18 protein-coding genes and 1 pseudogene are annotated in these 17,828 nt (G+C 74.8%); 8 read left to right on the top strand and 11 right to left on the bottom strand.

What is annotated here, in order from left to right:
• Window positions 1-2: 2 nt before the first annotated feature.
• Together Phou_RS00835 and Phou_RS00830 are read right to left on the bottom strand one after the other, a co-directional pair.
• Complete coding sequence (locus tag Phou_RS00835; protein WP_173058032.1) at window positions 3-365, bottom strand: VOC family protein; 363 nt, start codon at window positions 363-365, stop codon at window positions 3-5.
• A gap of 8 nt (window positions 366-373) precedes the next feature.
• On the bottom strand, window positions 374-1,198 hold the full coding sequence (locus Phou_RS00830; protein WP_173052633.1) for a DUF1206 domain-containing protein: 825 nt from the start codon (window positions 1,196-1,198) through the stop codon (window positions 374-376).
• A 179-nt stretch (window positions 1,199-1,377) separates the two neighbouring features.
• Here Phou_RS00830 and Phou_RS00825 point away from each other — a divergent pair, with 179 nt between their 5' ends.
• Window positions 1,378-3,108 carry a VWA domain-containing protein gene (locus Phou_RS00825; RefSeq protein WP_173052631.1) on the top strand — a complete coding sequence of 577 codons (1,731 nt, stop codon included), beginning with the start codon at window positions 1,378-1,380 and terminating at the stop codon, window positions 3,106-3,108.
• A 45-nt stretch (window positions 3,109-3,153) separates the two neighbouring features.
• Here the strand turns inward: Phou_RS00825 and Phou_RS00820 are convergent, their stop codons facing one another.
• A complete protein-coding gene (locus Phou_RS00820; protein ID WP_173052629.1) occupies window positions 3,154-3,435 on the bottom strand; it encodes a CBU_0592 family membrane protein in 282 nt (93 codons plus the stop codon).
• 71 nt (window positions 3,436-3,506) lie between these two features.
• On the opposite strand from Phou_RS00820, the gene Phou_RS00815 reads away from it, so the two are divergent.
• Window positions 3,507-4,475: a LysR family transcriptional regulator gene (locus Phou_RS00815; protein WP_173052627.1), complete on the top strand. Its 969-nt coding sequence runs from the start codon at window positions 3,507-3,509 to the stop codon at window positions 4,473-4,475.
• On the opposite strand, the gene Phou_RS00810 is transcribed toward Phou_RS00815, so the two are convergent.
• Window positions 4,424-5,515 carry a serine hydrolase domain-containing protein gene (locus Phou_RS00810; RefSeq protein ID WP_173052624.1) on the bottom strand — a complete coding sequence of 364 codons (1,092 nt, stop codon included), beginning with the start codon at window positions 5,513-5,515 and terminating at the stop codon, window positions 4,424-4,426. The two genes, Phou_RS00815 and Phou_RS00810, sit on opposite strands and share 52 nt — an antisense overlap.
• 42 nt (window positions 5,516-5,557) lie before the next feature.
• Window positions 5,558-6,130, bottom strand: coding sequence for an NADPH-dependent FMN reductase (locus Phou_RS00805; RefSeq protein WP_173058031.1), 573 nt, complete (start codon window positions 6,128-6,130; stop codon window positions 5,558-5,560).
• Between the two features lie 95 nt (window positions 6,131-6,225).
• Here Phou_RS00805 and Phou_RS00800 point away from each other — a divergent pair, with 95 nt between their 5' ends.
• The 3 genes from Phou_RS00800 to Phou_RS00790 are packed head-to-tail and all read left to right on the top strand — an operon-like array spanning window position 6,226 to window position 7,681.
• The gene (locus Phou_RS00800; protein WP_173052622.1) at window positions 6,226-6,735 is read left to right on the top strand and encodes a MarR family winged helix-turn-helix transcriptional regulator; all 510 of its coding nucleotides are present in this window, start codon (window positions 6,226-6,228) and stop codon (window positions 6,733-6,735) included.
• A gap of 28 nt (window positions 6,736-6,763) precedes the next feature.
• Window positions 6,764-7,240, top strand: coding sequence for an OsmC family protein (locus Phou_RS00795; protein ID WP_173058030.1), 477 nt, complete (start codon window positions 6,764-6,766; stop codon window positions 7,238-7,240).
• Window positions 7,241-7,246: 6 nt separating this feature from the next.
• A complete protein-coding gene (locus Phou_RS00790; protein WP_173052620.1) occupies window positions 7,247-7,681 on the top strand; it encodes a hypothetical protein in 435 nt (144 codons plus the stop codon).
• Between the two features lie 19 nt (window positions 7,682-7,700).
• Here the strand turns inward: Phou_RS00790 and Phou_RS00785 are convergent, their stop codons facing one another.
• The 6 genes and pseudogenes from Phou_RS00785 to Phou_RS00765 all read right to left on the bottom strand — a co-directional run bounded on the left by Phou_RS00785 (window position 7,701) and on the right by Phou_RS00765 (window position 12,996).
• Window positions 7,701-8,882 (bottom strand): hypothetical protein, encoded by a 1,182-nt coding sequence (locus tag Phou_RS00785; RefSeq protein WP_173052618.1) that lies wholly within the window; start codon window positions 8,880-8,882, stop codon window positions 7,701-7,703.
• Window positions 8,883-8,893: 11 nt separating this feature from the next.
• Complete coding sequence (locus Phou_RS55235) at window positions 8,894-9,133, bottom strand: RNA polymerase sigma factor (protein WP_371872159.1); 240 nt, start codon at window positions 9,131-9,133, stop codon at window positions 8,894-8,896.
• A 112-nt stretch (window positions 9,134-9,245) separates the two neighbouring features.
• A pseudogene (locus tag Phou_RS55230) lies at window positions 9,246-9,350 on the bottom strand (SigE family RNA polymerase sigma factor); the annotation flags it as partial.
• Between the two features lie 168 nt (window positions 9,351-9,518).
• The gene (locus tag Phou_RS00775; protein ID WP_173052616.1) at window positions 9,519-11,762 is read right to left on the bottom strand and encodes an FtsX-like permease family protein; all 2,244 of its coding nucleotides are present in this window, start codon (window positions 11,760-11,762) and stop codon (window positions 9,519-9,521) included.
• Window positions 11,759-12,475: an ABC transporter ATP-binding protein gene (locus Phou_RS00770; protein WP_173052614.1), complete on the bottom strand. Its 717-nt coding sequence runs from the start codon at window positions 12,473-12,475 to the stop codon at window positions 11,759-11,761. Before Phou_RS00770 ends, Phou_RS00775 begins: the two co-directional genes overlap by 4 nt.
• Window positions 12,472-12,996: a PadR family transcriptional regulator gene (locus Phou_RS00765; protein ID WP_173052612.1), complete on the bottom strand. Its 525-nt coding sequence runs from the start codon at window positions 12,994-12,996 to the stop codon at window positions 12,472-12,474. Before Phou_RS00765 ends, Phou_RS00770 begins: the two co-directional genes overlap by 4 nt.
• A 145-nt stretch (window positions 12,997-13,141) precedes the next feature.
• Here Phou_RS00765 and Phou_RS00760 point away from each other — a divergent pair, with 145 nt between their 5' ends.
• Genes Phou_RS00760 through Phou_RS00750 form a run of 3 tightly spaced genes read left to right on the top strand, consistent with a single transcriptional unit; the run spans window position 13,142 to window position 17,826 of the window.
• Window positions 13,142-15,727, top strand: a complete 2,586-nt coding sequence (locus tag Phou_RS00760) for an AAA family ATPase (protein WP_173052610.1) — start codon at window positions 13,142-13,144, stop codon at window positions 15,725-15,727.
• A gap of 53 nt (window positions 15,728-15,780) precedes the next feature.
• A complete protein-coding gene (locus Phou_RS00755) occupies window positions 15,781-17,043 on the top strand; it encodes an SGNH/GDSL hydrolase family protein (protein ID WP_173052608.1) in 1,263 nt (420 codons plus the stop codon).
• A 42-nt stretch (window positions 17,044-17,085) separates the two neighbouring features.
• Window positions 17,086-17,826 carry a TapB family protein gene (locus Phou_RS00750; protein WP_173052606.1) on the top strand — a complete coding sequence of 247 codons (741 nt, stop codon included), beginning with the start codon at window positions 17,086-17,088 and terminating at the stop codon, window positions 17,824-17,826.
• Window positions 17,827-17,828: the final 2 nt, after the last annotated feature.

Below are 17,828 nucleotides of genomic sequence, written 5' to 3'. Positions count from 1 at the left end.
GCCTAGGGCTCGACCCAGAGGCAGAAGGGGTGGCCGGCGGGGTCGAGGTGTACGCGCACGTCGGCCTGGGGTTGGAAGGCGGCCGGCTCGGCGCCGCAGGCCGTGGCGTGCGCGCTGGCCTCGGCCAGGTCGTCGACCCGGATGTCCAGGTGGACCATCATCTGCTGGTCGCCGGGCCCGTGCGGCCACACCGGCCGCACGTAGCCCTCTTCCGTCTGGAACGACAGGCCCGTGCCGCCGTCCGGGTTGGCCAGCTGCACCCAGTCGGGCTCGTCGGCCTTCCGCGGCCAGCCGAGCAGCCGCTCGTAGAAGGCGGCCAGCTCGCGGGCGTCCGGGGCACCGAGTACGACGCCCGTGATCGTCATGCGTGGGGTCACGCGGAGACCTTAGAGCGGACGGCCGACGTGACGTCCGGCGCGTCCACCTTGCGGTACTTCGCCTGGATCAGGCAGAACGCGGCGTACGCGGCCACGCCCAGCGCCATCAGGACCAGCAGCGCCGTGCCGTACGCCTGCTCGCGCAGCGTATGCAGCGTGGAGTCGAGGCCGCGGGCCTTCTCCGGGTCGTACGTGATCGCGGCCACCGTGAAGAGGATGCCGGCGATGCCGTACGCGGCGCCCTTCGCGATGTAGCCCACGACGCCCAGCCGCCGGGAGGCCTTGCGTGCCGTCGGGCTCATCTGGCCGATGAGCAGGTGCTTCTCGAAGCGCTTGACCACGCCGTACCAGATCAGGCCCACGCCCAGCGCGGCGAGTGCGATGCCGGCGAGCGCCACGAGCCAGCGGCCGCCGGAGGAGTTCATGAGGTCGGTCGTCAGCTGCTGCTGCTTGTCGGCGCTGGACGAGTTGGCCGATTTGTATACCTTGAGCGCCGTCCAGGCGAAGTACAGGTAGACGGCGGCCCGGCCAACGGAGGCGACCCGTTCGAGCGTGCGTTCGTTGCCGCGGTCGGCGCGGTGCCCGACGGCCGCCTCGTATGCCTGCCAGAGAGCCATCGCGGCCAGGCCGACGCCCACCGCGATGACGAGGAATTTACCCAGTGGTTGTTCGGCCAGAGTACGAAGTGCGCCGGACTGGTCGCCCTCCTCGGTCGGCTTGCCGAAGGCGACTTGGAGGATCAGCCAGGCGAACAGGAGGTGTACGAGGCCGTACCCGATGAAGCCGGCCCGGGTAAGGACCGTAAGGGGGGAGCGGGACATGGCCAGACATTGACCGTCCCGCCACTTTTCCAAACCTTCACGTACACCGTGGAGTGCGGCGACTACCGCCAGTCACCGAAGCTTAGTGAAAACTTTCCTCTCGGTAACGTTCCACCGAATGGACGTGGCAACAGACCGTTCAGCTCAGCAGGATGGAGCGCGTGCCTGGCCGTCATCGCATGCGAGAACGTTTTCCCGCGGCGGGCGCCATCGCGGCGGCGGTGGCGCTCATAGTTGTCGTGGGTGGGTCCTACTTCGGATACCGGGAGCTTTCCGGCGACAAGTGCAGCGGGCAGGTGAAGCTCGCCGTCGCCGCGCCACCCGAGATAGCGGATGACGTGCGCGACACGGCCGACGCCTGGGTGGCCGACGGCGCCTCGGCCAACGGGGTGTGCGTCGGCGTCGAGGTGGAGGAGACCAACCCGGTCGACCTCGCGGCCGCGCTCGCCGCCAAGCACGGCGTGGCGCTGACCGGCGTCGGCGGCGCCAGCGGCAGCACCACGATCCCCGACGTGTGGATCGCCGACTCCTCGCTCTGGCTGCACCGCCTCCGCGCGGCCGCGCCCGGCTTCACGCCCACCGACGGCGCGTCCGTGGCGCTCAGCCCGGTGGTGCTCGCCATGCCCGAGCCGATCGCGAAGAGCCTCGGGTACCCCGACAAGAAGCCCGACCTGCCCGGGCTGCTCAAGGAGATCCTCACCGGCAGCCAGGGCCTGCGCGCCGGCATCGTCGAGCCGACCCGCGACGCGGCCGGGATGTCCGGCCTGCTCTCGCTCGCCGCGGCCGCGGGACAGACCGGTGGCAACGCCCAGCAGGCGCAGACCGCGGCGCTGCGCGCGCTCGCCTCCGGCAAGTCGGCGGTGCGCGAAGACCTGACGGCGAAGTTTCCGCAGGCAGCCGACCAGGCCTCCCTCACCTCCGGCCTCAGCGTCGCCGCGCTGTCCGAAGAGGGCGTGATCCGGTACAACGCGAAGAAGCCGCCGGTACCGCTGGCCGCGGTCTACCTCGACCCGGCGCCGATCCCGCTCGACTACCCGTTCGCGGTGATGCCGGGCACCGACCCGGACAAGACCGCCGCGGCCGCGTCACTGCACGAGGCGCTCAACGGGTCCGGCTTCCGCGACCGGCTCGGCGCGCTGGGCCTGCGCGGCCCGGACGGCGCCGGCGGCAGCGGCTTCACCGTGCCCGCGGGCGGTCCGGCGAAGGCCGGCTCACCCGCCGCGGCGGGCAAGGGTGGCGCGCCCGACACCGCGGTCGTCGACCGCGCGCTGGCCACCTGGACGACAGTGACCGCGCCGGCCCGGATGCTCGCCGTCTTCGACATCTCCGGCACCATGCGCGGCCCGGTACCGACCGCCGGCGGTGCCAGCCGTATGGAGGTCACCAAGGAAGCGGCCCGCCGGGGCCTGGGCCTCTTCGGCGACGACTGGGCGGTCGGCGTCTGGGTCTTCTCCACCAACCTCGGCGGCGGCCGGGACTGGCGGGAGATCGCGCCGATCGGGCCGCTCGCCAGCACCCGCAGCCAGCTGGTCCAGGCGATCGGGACGATACAGCCGAAGCAGAACGGCGACACCGGGCTTTACGACACGCTGGCCGCGGCGTACGAGACGGTGCAGGACGGCTGGCAGGCGGGCCGGGTCAACTCGGTGCTGATCCTCACCGACGGCATCGGCAACGACGACCCCGAGGGCGGCCTCTCGCTGCCTGCGCTGCTCAACCGGCTGGAGGAGCTCAAGGACCCGAAGCGCCCGATCCAGGTGATCATCCTGGGCCTCGGCGACAAGGTGAACCGGGGCGCGCTCGACCAGATCACCAAGACCACCGGTGGCGGCGTGCTGATCGCGGCCGACCCGGCGCAGATCGGCGAGGCGTTCCTCAAGGGCATCTCGCTCCGCCCGACCGGCAGCTGACGGCTCTCCCCGGGCGCGCGCGTCGCGCCCGGGGCCCGTCGCGGCTCAGCCCGGCGTGGGAGGCTCCCGCCGCGCCCGCTCCAGCCCGGCAGGCTCGCGCCGTGCCCGCTCCAGCGCGAGCGCGCCGACCGCGAGCCACACGAGGTTGAGCGCGGCAGAGGGCCACGCGCCGTGCACCGCGCCGTTGACCAGCAGCCCGGCCGAGCCGGCGAGGTTGAGCAGCTGAAACGGCGCGCCCGCGGCGATGCGGCCGGCGGACAGCAGCGCGTACGCCAGCAGCAGGCAGCCGGCGCCGCCCCACCCCACGACCTCGGTGACCAAGCCCATGACCGCATCGTGGCCCGCGGCGGCGTTCAGTGGTATCGAAGGTTTCTGGATGCGGCATGTAGCGTGGCCGAATGCCGATCGACCCGCGGCGGCTGGCCGTCCTCCGCGCGGTGGCGGACGCCGGCGGTGTCCTCGCCGCCGCGGCCGCGCTGCACCTCACGCCCTCGGCCGTCTCGCAGCACATCGCCCGCCTGGAGGCGGAGACCGGCGTGACGCTGCTCGACCGTTCGCGGCTGGGCGGCCGCCGCTCCGCCGGGCTCACCGCCGCCGGGCGGCTGCTGGCCGGGCACGCCGGCCGCCTCGCCGAGGTGCTGGCGGCCGCGGAGCGCGACCTCGCGGCCCTGACCGGCCAGGTGAGCGGCCCGGTCACGGTCGGCGCGATCCCCACGGCGGTCCGGCACCTCGTCGCGCCGGCGGCCGCCGCGGTGGCCACGACCGCTCCGGGGGTACGGGTCCGCGTGCGCCAGCTCGAGCCCGGGCGCGAGGCGCTGCGGGCCGGCGAGCTCGACCTGTTCGTCGGCGAGGGCGACCCGGCCGACACCCACCGCGACCCGGCGGGGCTGCGGGCGGTCCGGCTGCTCGACGAGCCGTACCGCGTGGTCGTGCCCGCCGCCTGGGGCCCGGTCGCCGGCATCGAGGCGCTGCTGTCCCGGCCGTGGGTGGACGGCCCGCCCGGTTCCGCGATGCGGCGCGCGCTGGACCGGCTCGCCACCCGCCACGACGCGGTGCTCGACCGCCCGCACGAGTGCCTGGAGTTCCCGGCGGTGCTCGCGATCGTGGCGGCCGGCCTCGCCGCGGGCGTCGTACCGGCCCTGGCCCTCCCCGCCGACCAGGCCGCGGTGAGCGTGCTCCCCGCTCCCGGCGCCGGAGTCCGCCGCCTGGAACTGGTACACCGCCGCGGCCGCTACGAGCCAAGCCCCGCCGCCCGCCTGGTGTCCGACGCCCTCCACACCGCCGCCACCGCCACCGCCGCCGCCCTCGCGGTTGATCAGGGAGTTGGTGGGCGTGTCGGCGGGCGTGTCCACCCACGAGGTCCCTGATCAACGGGTGGGGCGGCGCTGAGGACGGCGTCGCTCACCGCGGCCTGGTGGCGGGCGCCGTCGTGGCCGGGCAGGAGCAGGTTGGTCAGGTAGACGAGCACGAGGCGCCGGGTCGGGTCGGCCCAGGCCAGGCAGCAGTTGCTGCCGTTGTGGCCGAACGTCAGCGGGCTGCTCAGCCGGCCCATCGGGCGGCTCGACGCCGGGTCGTCCGCGGGGCCGCCCAGCTGGAAGCCCTCCGACCAGCGCATCGCCAGCCGCAGGAAGCGGTCGACCTCACCCTCGCTGGATGGGCGGCGGGCGGTCTGGATGGTCTCCGGCGCGAGCACCCGCACCCCGTCGAGGGTGCCGCCGTCGAGCAGCATGCGGTAGAAGCGCGCCACGTCGCGGGCGGTGGCCGAGACACCGGCCGCGGGGACGACGGCCCGGCGGGTGGCGCGGCGGTTGACGTACGCGGCGCTGACCCGGGCGGCACCCATCCCGCGGACCGGTACCCGACGTGGCCACAGCCGGTCGGGGAGCCCGAGGTGGGTGTCGGTGAGCCGGAGCGGGTCGAGCAGCTCCCGCCGCAGCAGCACCTCCACCGGCGCGCCGCCCACCCGGCTAGCCACCTCGCCGAGCAGGAAGCCGTAGCTGAGCAGGTGGTACGCGGGCACCTCGCCGGGCGCGTACCGGGGGCGGGCGCGCTCCAGCGCGCGGACCGAGTGCCGCCAGTCGGTCATCGCGAGCGCGTCGCGGGCGACACTCCGGGCGACGGGCAGCCCCGCGCGGTGCTGGAGCACCTGCCGCACGGTGATGCCGCCCTTGCCCCGCTCGGCGAACTCCGGCCAGTACGCGGCCACCGGCTCGTCCGGCGACAGCGCGCCCCGCTCGGCGAGCCGGTGCACGAGCAGCGCCACGTACGGCTTGCTGGTGGAGAAGATCCAGAAGAGCGAGTCCGATGTGCAGCCGACCGCCTCGTCGATGACGACCCGCCCGTCCTGGATGACGCACAGCTGGGCGGCGGCACCCCACCGGCGGACGAGCTCCAGGGCAGCGTCCATCGCCGCCCACCGTACCGGTGGGGCCGTTGCCTCGGCGTGCGTTCAGGCCGCGACGGCGGGCTGGCGGACCGCCTTCAGGGCGGTGCTCCACGCCACGACCTGGTCGAGCATGGCGTCGAGCTGCTGCTCCTGGAAGGGCGAGGGGGTGAGCACCGTGAAGTTTTCGAAGTCGGTGAAGAGGCTCAGCGCCACCTGCGCCCGCACGTCGGCGATCTGCAGCTCGCCGACCACGAGGCGGAGGTGCTCGACGGCCCGGGCGCCGCCGACCGCGCCGTACGACACGAAGCCGGCGGCCTTGTTCGTCCACTCCTGGTACACGAAGTCGATCGCGTTCTTGAGGGCGCCGGAGGTCGAGTGGTTGTACTCCGGCGTGATGAAGACGTACCCGTCGTAGGAGTCGACCGCGCGCGCCCACTCGCGGGTGTGCGCGTTGGCGTACACGCCGCGCGAGGCGGGGATCTCCTCGTCCAGGTGGGGGAGGTTGAAGTCCTTGAGGTCGACCAGCTCGAACTCGGCGTCGGTGCGCTGGCTGGCGATGCCGTGCACCCAGCGGGCGACGGTCTCCGCCTTACGGCCGGGTCGGGTGCTGCCGATGATGATGCCGATCTTGGTCATGTGGGTCCGCCCCTCGGTGGCGTCGGGTTGACGTGTCACCCGGCACTCTACGCACACCTCGGTTGATGTATCAACCAGCCCGTAGGATTGGTCACGTGACCGGCACCGCCGAGTGGCTCGACGAGGGAGAGCAGCGCACCTGGCAGGCGTTCTACGACATGCAGGTGCTGCTCTGGCGTCGGCTCAGCCACCACCTCGCGCGGGAGACCGGCCTGTCCGAGCCCGACTTCGCGGTGCTGACCGCGCTGGCCGCCGCGCCGGGTGGGCGGATGCGGCCGTTCGAGCTGAGCGTGGTCACCGACTTCGAAAAGAGCCGCCTGCACCACCACCTGACCCGCATGGTCGAGCGCGGCCTCGTGACCCGGCAGCCCTGCCTCGACGCCCCGCGCGGCGCCGAGATCGTGCTCACCCCGGCCGGCCGGGACGCGATCGACGGCGCGGGGCCGCAGCGGGCCGAGCACGTGCGCCGCTGGCTGCTGGAGCAGCTCACCAAGGAGCAGCAGGACGCGCTCGCCGACATCGCTGAGGCGGTGCTGGGAAACCTGCGCGCCGCCGGCCGCCCCGGCAACCAGGACGACGAGAGCTGCGCGCCGCCGACCTGCTGAGGCGCGTGCCTAGGATCTGCGCATGGCCTTGGGACGCACGCACACGTACGAGGTGGCGGTCCGCTGGACCGGCAACCGCGGCACGGGCACCAGCGGATACCGCGACTACGGGCGCGACCACGACGTGGAGACCGACGGCCGGCCGGGGATCGAGGGCAGTTCCGACCCGGCGTTCCGCGGGGACAAGTCCCGGTGGAACCCGGAGCTGCTCCTGGTCGCCGCCCTCTCCGAGTGCCACCTGCTGTCCTACCTGCACCACTGCGCGGTCAGCGGCGTCGTCGTCACCGGGTACACGGACGCCGCGCTCGGCACGATGGAGCAGGAGGGCAACGGCGGGCGCTTCACCGAGGTCGTCCTCCGGCCCCGGATCACGGTCGCGTCGCCGGACATGGTCGAGGCCGCGGTACGGCTGCACGAGGACGCCCACCGCGACTGCTTCATAGCGAGCTCCGTCAACTTCCCGGTGCGGCACGAGCCCGACGTACAGGCGGAGGCGGTAACGTAGCCGCCCGTGCTGCTGGAGGCCATCGCGGAGATCGCCCGCCGCGACGTGACGCTGGCGCCCGGTGACCCGCACGCCGAGGCCCGCAACACCCACTGGCTCGACGCACCCTCGGTCGAGCGCGCGATCCTGACGGTTTCCGAGGTGGTGCGCGCCTTCCACGCCACGGTGGCCGCGCTCCGCGAGCGGGTGGACCGCCCCGCGATCTTCTACGTGTGGCACGACGACCGTGCCGGCCAGCTCCGCTGCGGCATCACGTCGCGCCGGCCGGCGGACCTCCCGTTCGGCGGCGAGTACCGGCTGACCGGCGACCTCGCCTCGATCGTGGCCGGCTACCTGCTCGGCGACCCCAAGGCGGCCGTACCGGCGGAGCTGGACCTCACCGTCGACGACCCCGCACCGCTTGACGACCCGCCACTGCCGGTCTGGACCCACGCCCTGTAGTCCCCGGGCGCGGTCCCGCTCACGCCCCGCACCGCCACCGCACCGGCCGGATCGCGCCCGCGGCGGACAGCGCGTTGCCGACCACCGCCAGGCCGCCGCCGTCGCCGCCGACGACCCACACCGCGCCGCCGCCGAGGATCATCCGGTCGCCCGTCGCCTTGTCGTGGCCGGTGACCTGCTTCACCCGACCGTCCACATCGGCCAGTAGTGGCGTCCGTCCCCACACGACGCTCCAGCCGTTCGCGGTCGTACCCACAAAGTCGCCCCGCACGCGGGACAGCACCCGTACCGTGCCGCCGTCGAGGCGCCAGCGGGCCAGCGCCACCGCGCCCTCGCGGTCGACGTACCCCAGGATCCAGCCGGCTTCGATGCTCACGGCCTGCGCGCGGGTCCAGCCGTCCGGCACGGCCAGCTCGCGGCCGCGCCCGTCCGGGCTCCACACGTAGCCGCGACCGGCGTCCGCCAACAGCAGCCGCCCGTCGGTGAGCCGGCCGATGACCGTGCCGTCGTCACCGATCCCGTCGACGTGCACCGGCCCCGGTGCGGCAAGGACCCGCGGCCGGTCGGGGGTCGCCGCCGGCCACACGACCGCGACGCCGGCGCCGGAGGCGTCGCGCGCGACGCCGGCCACGTCGCCCCGCTCGTTGATCCCCGCCGCGGAGGCCGAGTGGAGGCCGGCCGGCGTCGGCAGGTTGCGCAGCCGCCCGTCGCGGTACACCCAGGCGGCGCCCTCGTCGGTCGACCCGATCGAGCGGGTGTGGCCGGCGATGGTGCCCTCCGTGTTCACGCCGATCGGCATCAGGAAGGAGGCGGCGACGCCGGCCGTCCGGGGCACGCCGTCGTGCCACCACACGAGGTGGACGGTCCGGTCCTTCGGGAAGAAGCCGGTACCGACCATGTAGCGGCCGGTGCGGTCCGCGGCGGCGACGCCGACCTGTTCGTACCCGGCCGGAAGGGCCAGCTGGCCGGTCACGCGGCAGGCGGCCGGGACCGCCGACGCGGACAGCTCCGGCCCGCCCTTGTCGTATGTGGACAGTGACACCGCGGCCGCCGACGACGCCACGACCACGCTCAACGCGGCCGCGGCCGCCCTGCGCCGCACCCGCCGCCGGGCGGTGCGCCGTTCGATGACGTCCAGCTCCGGCTGGGGTACCAGCTCCATGACCTCGCTGGTGAACTGCTCCAGCTGTACGGAAGGCATGACGGTCTCCTCTACCGTTCGACGGCGCCGGTGACCGCGCGCTGCGCGTCGGCGTCCAGGTGGCTGCCCAGCAGGGCACGGCCGCGCGAGAGGCGGGCCTTCACGGTCCCCTCGGGGACGCCGAGCTCCTCGGCGACGGCGGCCACCGGCAGGTCGAGCAGGTGGTACAGCACGATCGCCTCGCGCATCGGGCGGGGCAGGCGCTGCAGCGCCCGGGCCAGGTCGACCCGCTCGCCGCTCAGCTCCGGCACGGTCTCGGCGGTGCGGGGGGACCTTGCCGAGCCGGACCAGCCGGTCGAAGATCTGCCGCCGGCGCCACCGCTGCCGGGCCACGTTCAGCGCGACCGTGCGCAGCCACGCCTGCGGATCGGTCAGCCCGAGAAACCGCGCCGGCCGGTCCAGCGCGCTCGCGTACGCCTCCTGCACGGCTTCCTGCGCCTCGGCGAAGTCGCCGGTCGCGGCGTACACCACGGCGACCAGGCGCCGGTAGTGCGCCCGGTACGCCTCGGCCACCGCCGCATTGGCCTCGTCGACCGCCACCGCGCCTCCTCCGTCTGCCCCGCGATGCCCTACACCCGTCACAGATGCACGGGCCGGTACGCGCGGTTGCGTCCGCGGCGGACGACTTTCCGGCGGCTACTCGGTGCGCAGGCCGTCCGGGCGCATGAGGCGCCACAGCGGGGGCAGGCTGAGCAGCGTCACCGCGGCCATCACGGCCACGGCGAGCGCGACCGACAGGCCCACCACCGACCAGCTGACCGAGATCGTCACGCTCACCATGCGAAGCAGCACCGCGCCGAGCGCCAGCCCGAACACGACGGCCAGGGCCAGGCCGAGCACCACCGGCACGACCGTCTGCCAGACCACCGACCAGGCGAGCGTGCCGCGGCGGGTGCCGACCGCGACAAGCATCGCCAGCAGGCGGCGGCGCTCGCGCAGGTGCTCCAGCACGCCGACGAGCAGGCTCGCGCCGACGAGCAGGAGAGTGACCACCGCGCCGATGTAGAGGCCGCGCCGGATGTTCGTGAAGCGGCGCGCCTCCTGGGTCTCGGACAGCGTGCCGACGTACGCGAACGGGCTGGCGGTCGCGGCCGCGTTGCGGACGTGCTCGATCGCGTCGGGGTCGTCGCGGTCGAGCCGCACGTACACGTTCGCCGTCAGCGTGCCGAGCCGGCCGGTGTCGAGCGCCGAGGGGGTGGCGAGCACGCCGCCGCGGACCCAGCCGGCCGGGTCCTCGCGCACCTCGACGCGGCGCGCGCCGGCCGGGACCGTCCACTCGCGATCGTCCGAACCGAACGACAGCCGGTCACCCGGTGCCACGTCGGCGTCGCTCACGAAGGCGTCGCCGTCCCGGCAACCGTCCACATAGGCCAGCTCCGCGAGGTCGGCGCAGTCTCCGATGTGGACTTCGACGATGCGGTCGGCCGCGCCGGCCGGGGTGGCGACGGCCTGGAGGGTGCCGCTCGCCGCCTCGATGCCGGGTGAGGCGGCCAGGCGCGCGATCGTGCCGGCGCCGTCGCCGGTCATCACCTGCACGAACGCCTGCGCGCGGCTGGTGTCCGCGCCGGTGTCCTGCCGGTACTCGTGCTGCACGCCGGCGAACAGCATCTGCAGGCCGATCGTGCCGGCGACCGCGACCGCGATGCCGTTGACAAGGCGGGCGGAGGTCGCGCTGTCGACCTGCAGCCGGCGGACGGCGAGCTGCCACGGGACGGCGCCGCCGCGCATCCCGCGTACCACCAGGTCGATCAGCCACGGCAGGAGGGTGACCGCGCCGATCAGCAGCAGCGTGGCGCCGGCCGCCACCTGGTACTGGTGGTCGCTGCCGGAGTCGCGGACGTTGCCGAGCAGCGGGTACAGCAGGGCGAGGCCGAGCAGCGGCAGGATCAGCCGCCACCACAGCCGGCGGCGGGCACCGGTGGCGCGGCGGGCCACGCCGAGCGGCTCGATCGCCACGCGGCGCAGCGCGATCATGCTGACCACGACCGCGAGGGTGGGCACGGCGAGCGTGATGACGAGCGCGGCGGTGAGGCCGGGCCGGACGTCAGCGGCGAACACGCTGAGGTCCCAGAGGGTGACCAGCGGGACGAGCTGGCGGCCGAGCGCGAAGAGCAGCCCGCCGACCGCCACGCCGAGCAGCGCGGCGGCGGCCGCCTCGCCGGCCGCGATCCGCCGGGTCATCCGCCGGTCGGCGCCGACCAGCCGGAACGCGGCCATCCGGCGGTCGCGGCGCTCGCCGCCGAAGCGCACGGCCGCGCCGAGGAAGACCGCGATGGGCAGCAGCAGCACCACAAAGATGATCACGACGAGCAGCATGAGCAGGGGACCGAAGGGCTCGCCCGGCACGTGGGAGCCGAACCCCGCCACGCGGCTCGCGCGCTCCTCGTCGAGCGTGTCGCTGCCCAGGTAGAAGGCGAGCTCGCGGGGGCCGGCCAGCCCGTCGTCGCCGATCGTGCCGGTCACGCGGGCGCCGCCCAGCCGGGGCGCGAACAGCGGCCCGTCCCCGGAGTCGAGGATGTCGCGCAGCGCGGGGGAGACCACCACCTCGCCGGCGCGGGGGAGCGCGGCGAGGCCGGGCGGCGCCGGCGCTCGCGGGCCCTCCGCCCGCACGATCCGCCCGTGCACCGGCACCCCGCGGAACTCGGTCTCCGCCGCGGTGATCAGCAGCGTGTCCGGGCCCGCCGGCCGCGGCGGCCCGCTGGCGGCATCCCGGGCGTCACCGCGCGCCTGCCGCGCGTCCAGCGCGCCCGGCACCGATGCGGCGAGCAGCAGCATGGCCACCCCGATCCCGACGCCGAGCGCGGTGAGCACGGCCCGGGTCCACCCGTCGCGGCCGCCGGCGAACGCCAGCCGCGCCCCCATCAGGAGGTCGCTGATCATGACGCCGTCCGGGCCATGTCGCGGGTGCGGCCGTCGCGGACCACGACCTCGCGATCGGAGTACGCCGCGACCCGCGCCTCGTGCGTCACCAACACCACCGCGGCGTGCGACTCGCGTGCGGCCGTGGTGAGCAGGCGCATGACCCGCTCGCCGTTGAACGAGTCGAGCGCCCCCGTCGGCTCGTCCGCGAAGATCACCTTGGGCGAGGTGACCAGCGCGCGAGCCACCGCGACCCGCTGCCCCTGCCCGCCGGAAACCTCGCCCGGCCGCTTGCCCGCCACGTCGCCGACCTCGAGGCGCTCCAGCCACTCGCCGGCCCGCCGCTCCGCCTCGCGCCGGCGCGTGCGCTCCAGCCGCAGCGGCAGCGCCACGTTTTCCAGGCAGGTCAGCTCCGGCACGAGCTGCCCGAACTGGAAGACGAACCCGAACTGCGCCCGCCGCAGCGCGCTGCGCTCGGCGTCGCCCATCAGCGAAACCTCGCGCCCGTCGAAGAAGACCCGGCCGGAGTCGGGGCGCACGATGCCGGCGATGCAGTGCAGCAGCGTCGACTTGCCCGAGCCGCTGGGGCCCATCACGGCGACCACCTCGCCCGCGTCGACCTCCAGCCAGGCGCCGTCGAGGGCGGACGTCGCGCCGAACGACTTGCGCAGGTCCTCCGCGACAAGCAGCGGCGCGCGTCCGCCGCCGAGGTCCGCGGCCTCACTCCCGGTCATGCCGACACCTCCCGGGCCAGGTCGTCGAGGCGCGCGGCGGTGAGCTCCAGCCAGCGCAGGTCGGCCTCGAGGTGGAAGAGTGCGTGGTCGCAGATCAGCTGCTCGGAGAGGTCGCCGCCGGCCTTGCGCCGGGTCAGCTCGCGCATCAGCCGCAGGTGCGCCGAGCGCTGGCTGTCGAGCAGGTCCGCCGCCTTGCGGCCGGTCATCAGCGAGAGCACGACCTTGGCGTACAGGGTGCTCTGCAGGTACGGCTCGGGCTTTTCCGGCTCGGACAGCCAGCGCGACACGTCGGTCACGCCGGCGTGGGTGATCGCGTACCGCTTGCGGTCCGGGCCGCCGCCCGGCTCCACGCCGTCGACCTCGACGAGGCCGTTTTTCAGGAGGCGGGACAGCGTGGCATACACCTGCCCGAAGTGCAGCGGGCGGCTGCGCCCGAACCGCTCGTCGTACTCCCGCTTCAGGTCATAACCGTGGCGGGGGCTGGACTCCAGCAACCCCAGGAAGGTCTGGCCGATCGACATGCCGAGGACTGTACACCATCGTGTATACGCACCATGTATAGACGGGGTGTAGTCAGGGTGAAGTCCGGTTCCTGACGCTCACGGGCACCAATCCGTCCGGGAGCGGCGGCGAACTATGGGTGCCTTGACTGGGAGGGTGACGGGGATGGACACGTGGCCGTTTGTGGGACGGGACGGGGAGCTGGCGGCGATCGAGGGTGCGTTCGCGGGGTCCGATGTGGACGCCGTGGTGGTCGCCGGGCCGGCCGGAGTGGGCAAGACCGCGCTGGCCCGCGAGGCGCTGCGACGCCTGCGCGGCACCGGGTGCCGGGCGGAGTGGGCCGCCGGCACCCGCGCGGCGGCGAGCATCCCGTTCGGCGCGGTGGCGCAGCTCGTACCGCCGGAGTGGCGCCCGGCCGGCGGGCCGCTCGGCGTGCTGCGCGCGGTGGCCGGCCACGTCGGCGGCTGGGGCGGCCGCCGCCGGGTGGCGCTCGGCGTCGACGACGCGCACCTGCTCGACGACTCCTCGGCGGCTCTCGTCGCGCACCTGGTGGCCGGGCGGCTGGCGTTCGCGGTGCTGACGCTGCGGACCGGCGAGCAGGTGCCGGACGCGGTCACCGCGCTCTGGAAGGAGGAGCGGGCCGAGCGGCTCGACCTCGCCGGGCTGCCCGCCGAGGACGTCGACCGGCTGCTCGACCGCGCGCTGCCCGGCCGGGTCGACGGCCTCACCCGCCGGCGCATGGCGGAGGCGGCCGCGGGCAACCCGCTCGCGCTGCGCGAGCTCGTCCACGGTGGACTGTCCGGCGGTGCCCTGCGCACCAGGTACGGTGTGTGGCGCCTCGACCCCGGCTTCCAGCCGCGCACCCGGGTCACCGAGCTCGTCGCGCAGCACCTCGTCGGCCTGGACCCGGCGACCCGGCTGGTCGTCGAGCTGGTCGCCGAGGGCGAGCCGGTGCCGCTGCCCGCGCTGGAACGCCTCGCCGACGCCGCCGCCGTCCGCGCCGCCGAGGACAGCGGCCTTGTCTTCGTGTGCCGCTCGGGCGCGCGGGTCGAGGCGCGGCTGGCCCACCCGCTGTACGGCGAGGTGCTCCGCGCCGGCCTCCCGCTGACCCGGGCCCGCATGGTCCGCCGCCGCCTCGCCGGCGCGCTGCTCGCCACGCCCATGCGCCGCCGCGGCGACGCGCTCCGCGCCGCGCAGTGGCAGGTCGACGGCGGCGAGGTGGTGCGGCCCGACGTGGTGCGGGTGGGCGCCCGCCAGGCAATCGGCTGGTCGGACCTCGCGCTCGCCGAGCGGCTGGCCCGGGCCGCCCGCGACGCCGAGCCGGGCACCGAGGCGGACGTGCTGCTCGCCGAGATCCTGGAGTACCGCGGAAAGAGCGCCGAGGCGATCGCGCTGCTGGCCGACGAGCCGCCGCCCGGTACCCCCGATCCGGTGATGTGGGCGGTGACCCGCGCCGAGACCCTCTACTGGGGACTGGGCAGCGCGGCCGCCGCGGAGCGGGTGCTGGCCGGGCGGGGAGACCTGGCCGACGGGACGCTCTCCTGGATCCTCATGTTCGACGGGCGGTGCGTCGAGGCCCTGGACGCCGCCGGCCGCGTGCTCGCCCAGCGGGAGGCGCACCCGCAGGGCGTCATCTGGGCGGCGGCCGGCGGCACCGCGGCGGCCGGCTTCCTCGGCCGGCTGGCGGAGTCGGCCGCGATCCGCGACCGCGGCCTGCCGGTGGCGTACGCGCACCAGGCGCCGATGCCGTGGGGCGTCTACGAGATCGAGATCGCCGACTGCCTCGCCAACCTCGCCGCCGGTGACCTGCTGCGCGCCGGTGCGGTCGCCGACCGGGGCTACCGGCAGGCGGTCGAGGCGGGCGTGCCGATGATGGTCAGCGGCTGGGCTCTGTTCGGCGGCCTCGTCGCCGCGGCGCGCGGGCACCTCGACGCGGCCGGCGCGCTGCTGCGCGAGGCGGTCACCGGCTTCGAGGAGAACGACACGTTCCGCTTCCGCCGCCACTGCGCCGCCGCGCTCGCCGCCGTCTGCGCGCTCGCCGGCGAACCGGACGAGGCCGCGACCTGGCTGTCCGAAGTGGACGGTGCGGGCACCGGACCCAACCGCGTCTTCCGGCCGTGGCTGGAGCTCTCGCGAGCCTGGGTGGCCATGTCCCGCGGCGCGCAGGCGGACGCGGTGGAAGCCGCGCGGCACGCCGCCGACCTGGCCGGCGAGGCTGGGCTGCCGTCCGTGGAGGCCGCCGCGCTCTACGACGTCGCGCGGCTGGGCGGCCGGGTGGACCGCAAGCGCCTGGACGCGCTCGCCGCGCGGCTGTCCACGCCGTTCGCGGAGGCGCTGGCGCTGGCCGGGCAGGGGCTCGCCCGCGCCGACGGCACGCCGCTGGCCCGCGCGGCGGACCTGTTCGAGGGCCTCGGCCAGGACCTGCTGGCCGCCGAGGCGGGCGCGGCCGCCGCCCGCCTGTTCCGCCGCGCGGGACGCCGGGGGCAGGCGCATCTGGTACGCGGCCGCTCGGCGGCACCCCGCGCCCGCTGCGCGACCGCCCGCACGCCGCTGCTGGTCAACGACGAGGTGGCCGAGCTGCTGACCGCCCGAGAGCGGGAGGTGGTGCTGATGGCCGCTCACCACAGCAGCCGGCACATCGCCGAGCGCCTGGGGCTGGAGGTCAAGACCGTGAACAACCACCTGGCCAGGGCGTACGCCAAGCTGGGCATCTCCAGCCGCGCCGAGGTGCGCGCCCTGCTCGGCCATTAGGCCTAGCCTCCTAGGACGCCGTATTGACGGTGGTGCTCGTTAATCTGGGCGGCATGTTGTTTCGGGGTATCTATCGGGCACTGCCGGCGGCCGCGGTCGCGACAGTGCTCGCGACGACCGCCGCCGCATCACCCGCGACCGCCGCACACCAGCAGCGCGATCCGGTGCGGTGGGCCGGTGGGTGGGGCACCTCACTCATCGCGCCGTTCCCGGACTTCTTCGGCGAGCCGAACTGGTCCGGCGGCTTCGACAACCACTCGGTGCGCCAGGTCGTGCGGGTCAGCCGCGGCGGCTCGACGGTCCGCATCCGGCTGTCCAATGTGTATGGTGATGGGCCCTTGCGGCTCACCGGTGCCACCATCGGCCGCGCGGCGGAGGGCGCGGCGGTGCGGGCCGGGTCGGTGCGGCCGCTGACGTTCCGCGGCCACCGCTCCACGGTGATCCCGGCCGGGCGGGAGGCCGCGTCGGACGCGGTGCGGCTGCGGGTCTCGCCGCTGGAGCGGCTGACGGTGACGCTCTACTTCGACGGGCCGACCGGGCCGGTCGCGTTCCACCCGCTCGCCCTCTCCACGGTGTACCGGGCCGGCGGCGACCACCGCTTCGACACCGACGGCGCCGCCTACGGCGAGACCTCGACCGCCTCCTACTTCCTGTCCGGCCTCGACATCAGCGGGCCGACGAAGGGGAGCGGGGGCACGGTGGTCGCGTTCGGCGACTCCATCACCGACGGTGCGATCACCACTCTTGACGCCGACAACCGGTACCCGGACGAGCTCGCCGAGCGGCTCGTGGCGGCGGGGCGGCCGACCGGCGTGGTCAACGCGGGCATCGGCGGCAACAAGGTGCTCACCGGCATGCCGGGCTTCGGCGCGGCGGCGGTGGAGCGGTTCCGGCGGGACGCGCTGGGCCAGCCCGGCGTGCGCACCGTGATCGTCCTCGAAGGCGTCAACGACATCGGCGCCGGCGAGGCTGCCGGTACCCCGGTCACCGCCGCGCAGCTGATCGCCGGCCACCAGGCGCTCATCCGGGCGGCACGCTGGCGCGGGGTGCGGATCATCGGGGCCACGGTCACGCCGACGAAGGGCTGCCCCTACCCGGGGTACGACACGGCGCGCGGCGAGAGCGTGCGGGACACGCTGAACCACTGGATCCGCACCAGCGGTGAGTACGACGCGGTGTTCGACTTCGACCGGGCGCTCGCCGACCCGGCCGACCCGGACCGGATGCGCGCGGAGTTCGACGCGGGCGACGGCCTCCACCCGAACGACGCGGGGATGCGCGCGCTGGCCGAGGCGGTCGACCTGCGCCAGCTGTAGCCTTGCCTGAGTCCGGAGCCCCTCGCGTACGGAGGATGCGGCGTGTTCAAGCCCTCACGGCGCTGGCTGGCCCTGCCGGCCGCGCTGGTCCTGGCCCTGCCGGTCACCGCGTGTGACTCGGCCGAGCAGGCCCCGGCGGGCAACCAGCCGGTCACGACCACCGCACCCCCGTCCGCGGCCGCGCCCGCCGACACCGGCCTCTACTTCTACCCGCCGGTGGAGGGGGCCACGTTGGAGTACACGCTGGGTGGCCTGGTCACCGGCACGAACTCGGTGACCGTCGACAGCGTCACCGACGGCGAGGGCGGGCGCACCGTCACCGTGACCGAAAAGGGGAGCGGGCCGGCCGCCGAGCGGACGTTCGTGACCCGGCGCGACGGCGGGTTGATCGTCGACGTCGGCGCGTTCGGCGCGTCGGCCGCCGGCCTCACCGTCAAGGGCAGCGGCGAAGACGTGGCGGTGCCGCCGGTCGCCGACCTGGACGCCGGCAAGAAGGGCACCGGCCGCACCTCGGTGGAGGTCAGCGGGCCGGGACTTGCCGGCGAGCACCAGGTGTCGTACACGGTGACCGGCACCGGCACGGAGTCGGTCACCGTGCCGGCCGGCACCACCGAGGCGTACGCGATCACGCTCGACCTGGACCTCGGCAAGGGATTCGCGGGCGTGACGACGGCGAGCGGGACGTTCTGGCTCAAGCCCGGCTTCGGGTTGGTCAAGCAGGAGGTCACGATCTCGGGCCTGACGCTGACCGCGGAGTTGGCGAAGTCCTCCGTCCCGCTCTGAGA

Source organism: Phytohabitans houttuyneae (assembly GCF_011764425.1).
GTDB classification, from domain to species: Bacteria; Actinomycetota; Actinomycetes; order Mycobacteriales; family Micromonosporaceae; genus Phytohabitans; species Phytohabitans houttuyneae.
This window is presented reverse-complemented; position numbering and strand designations above follow the sequence as displayed.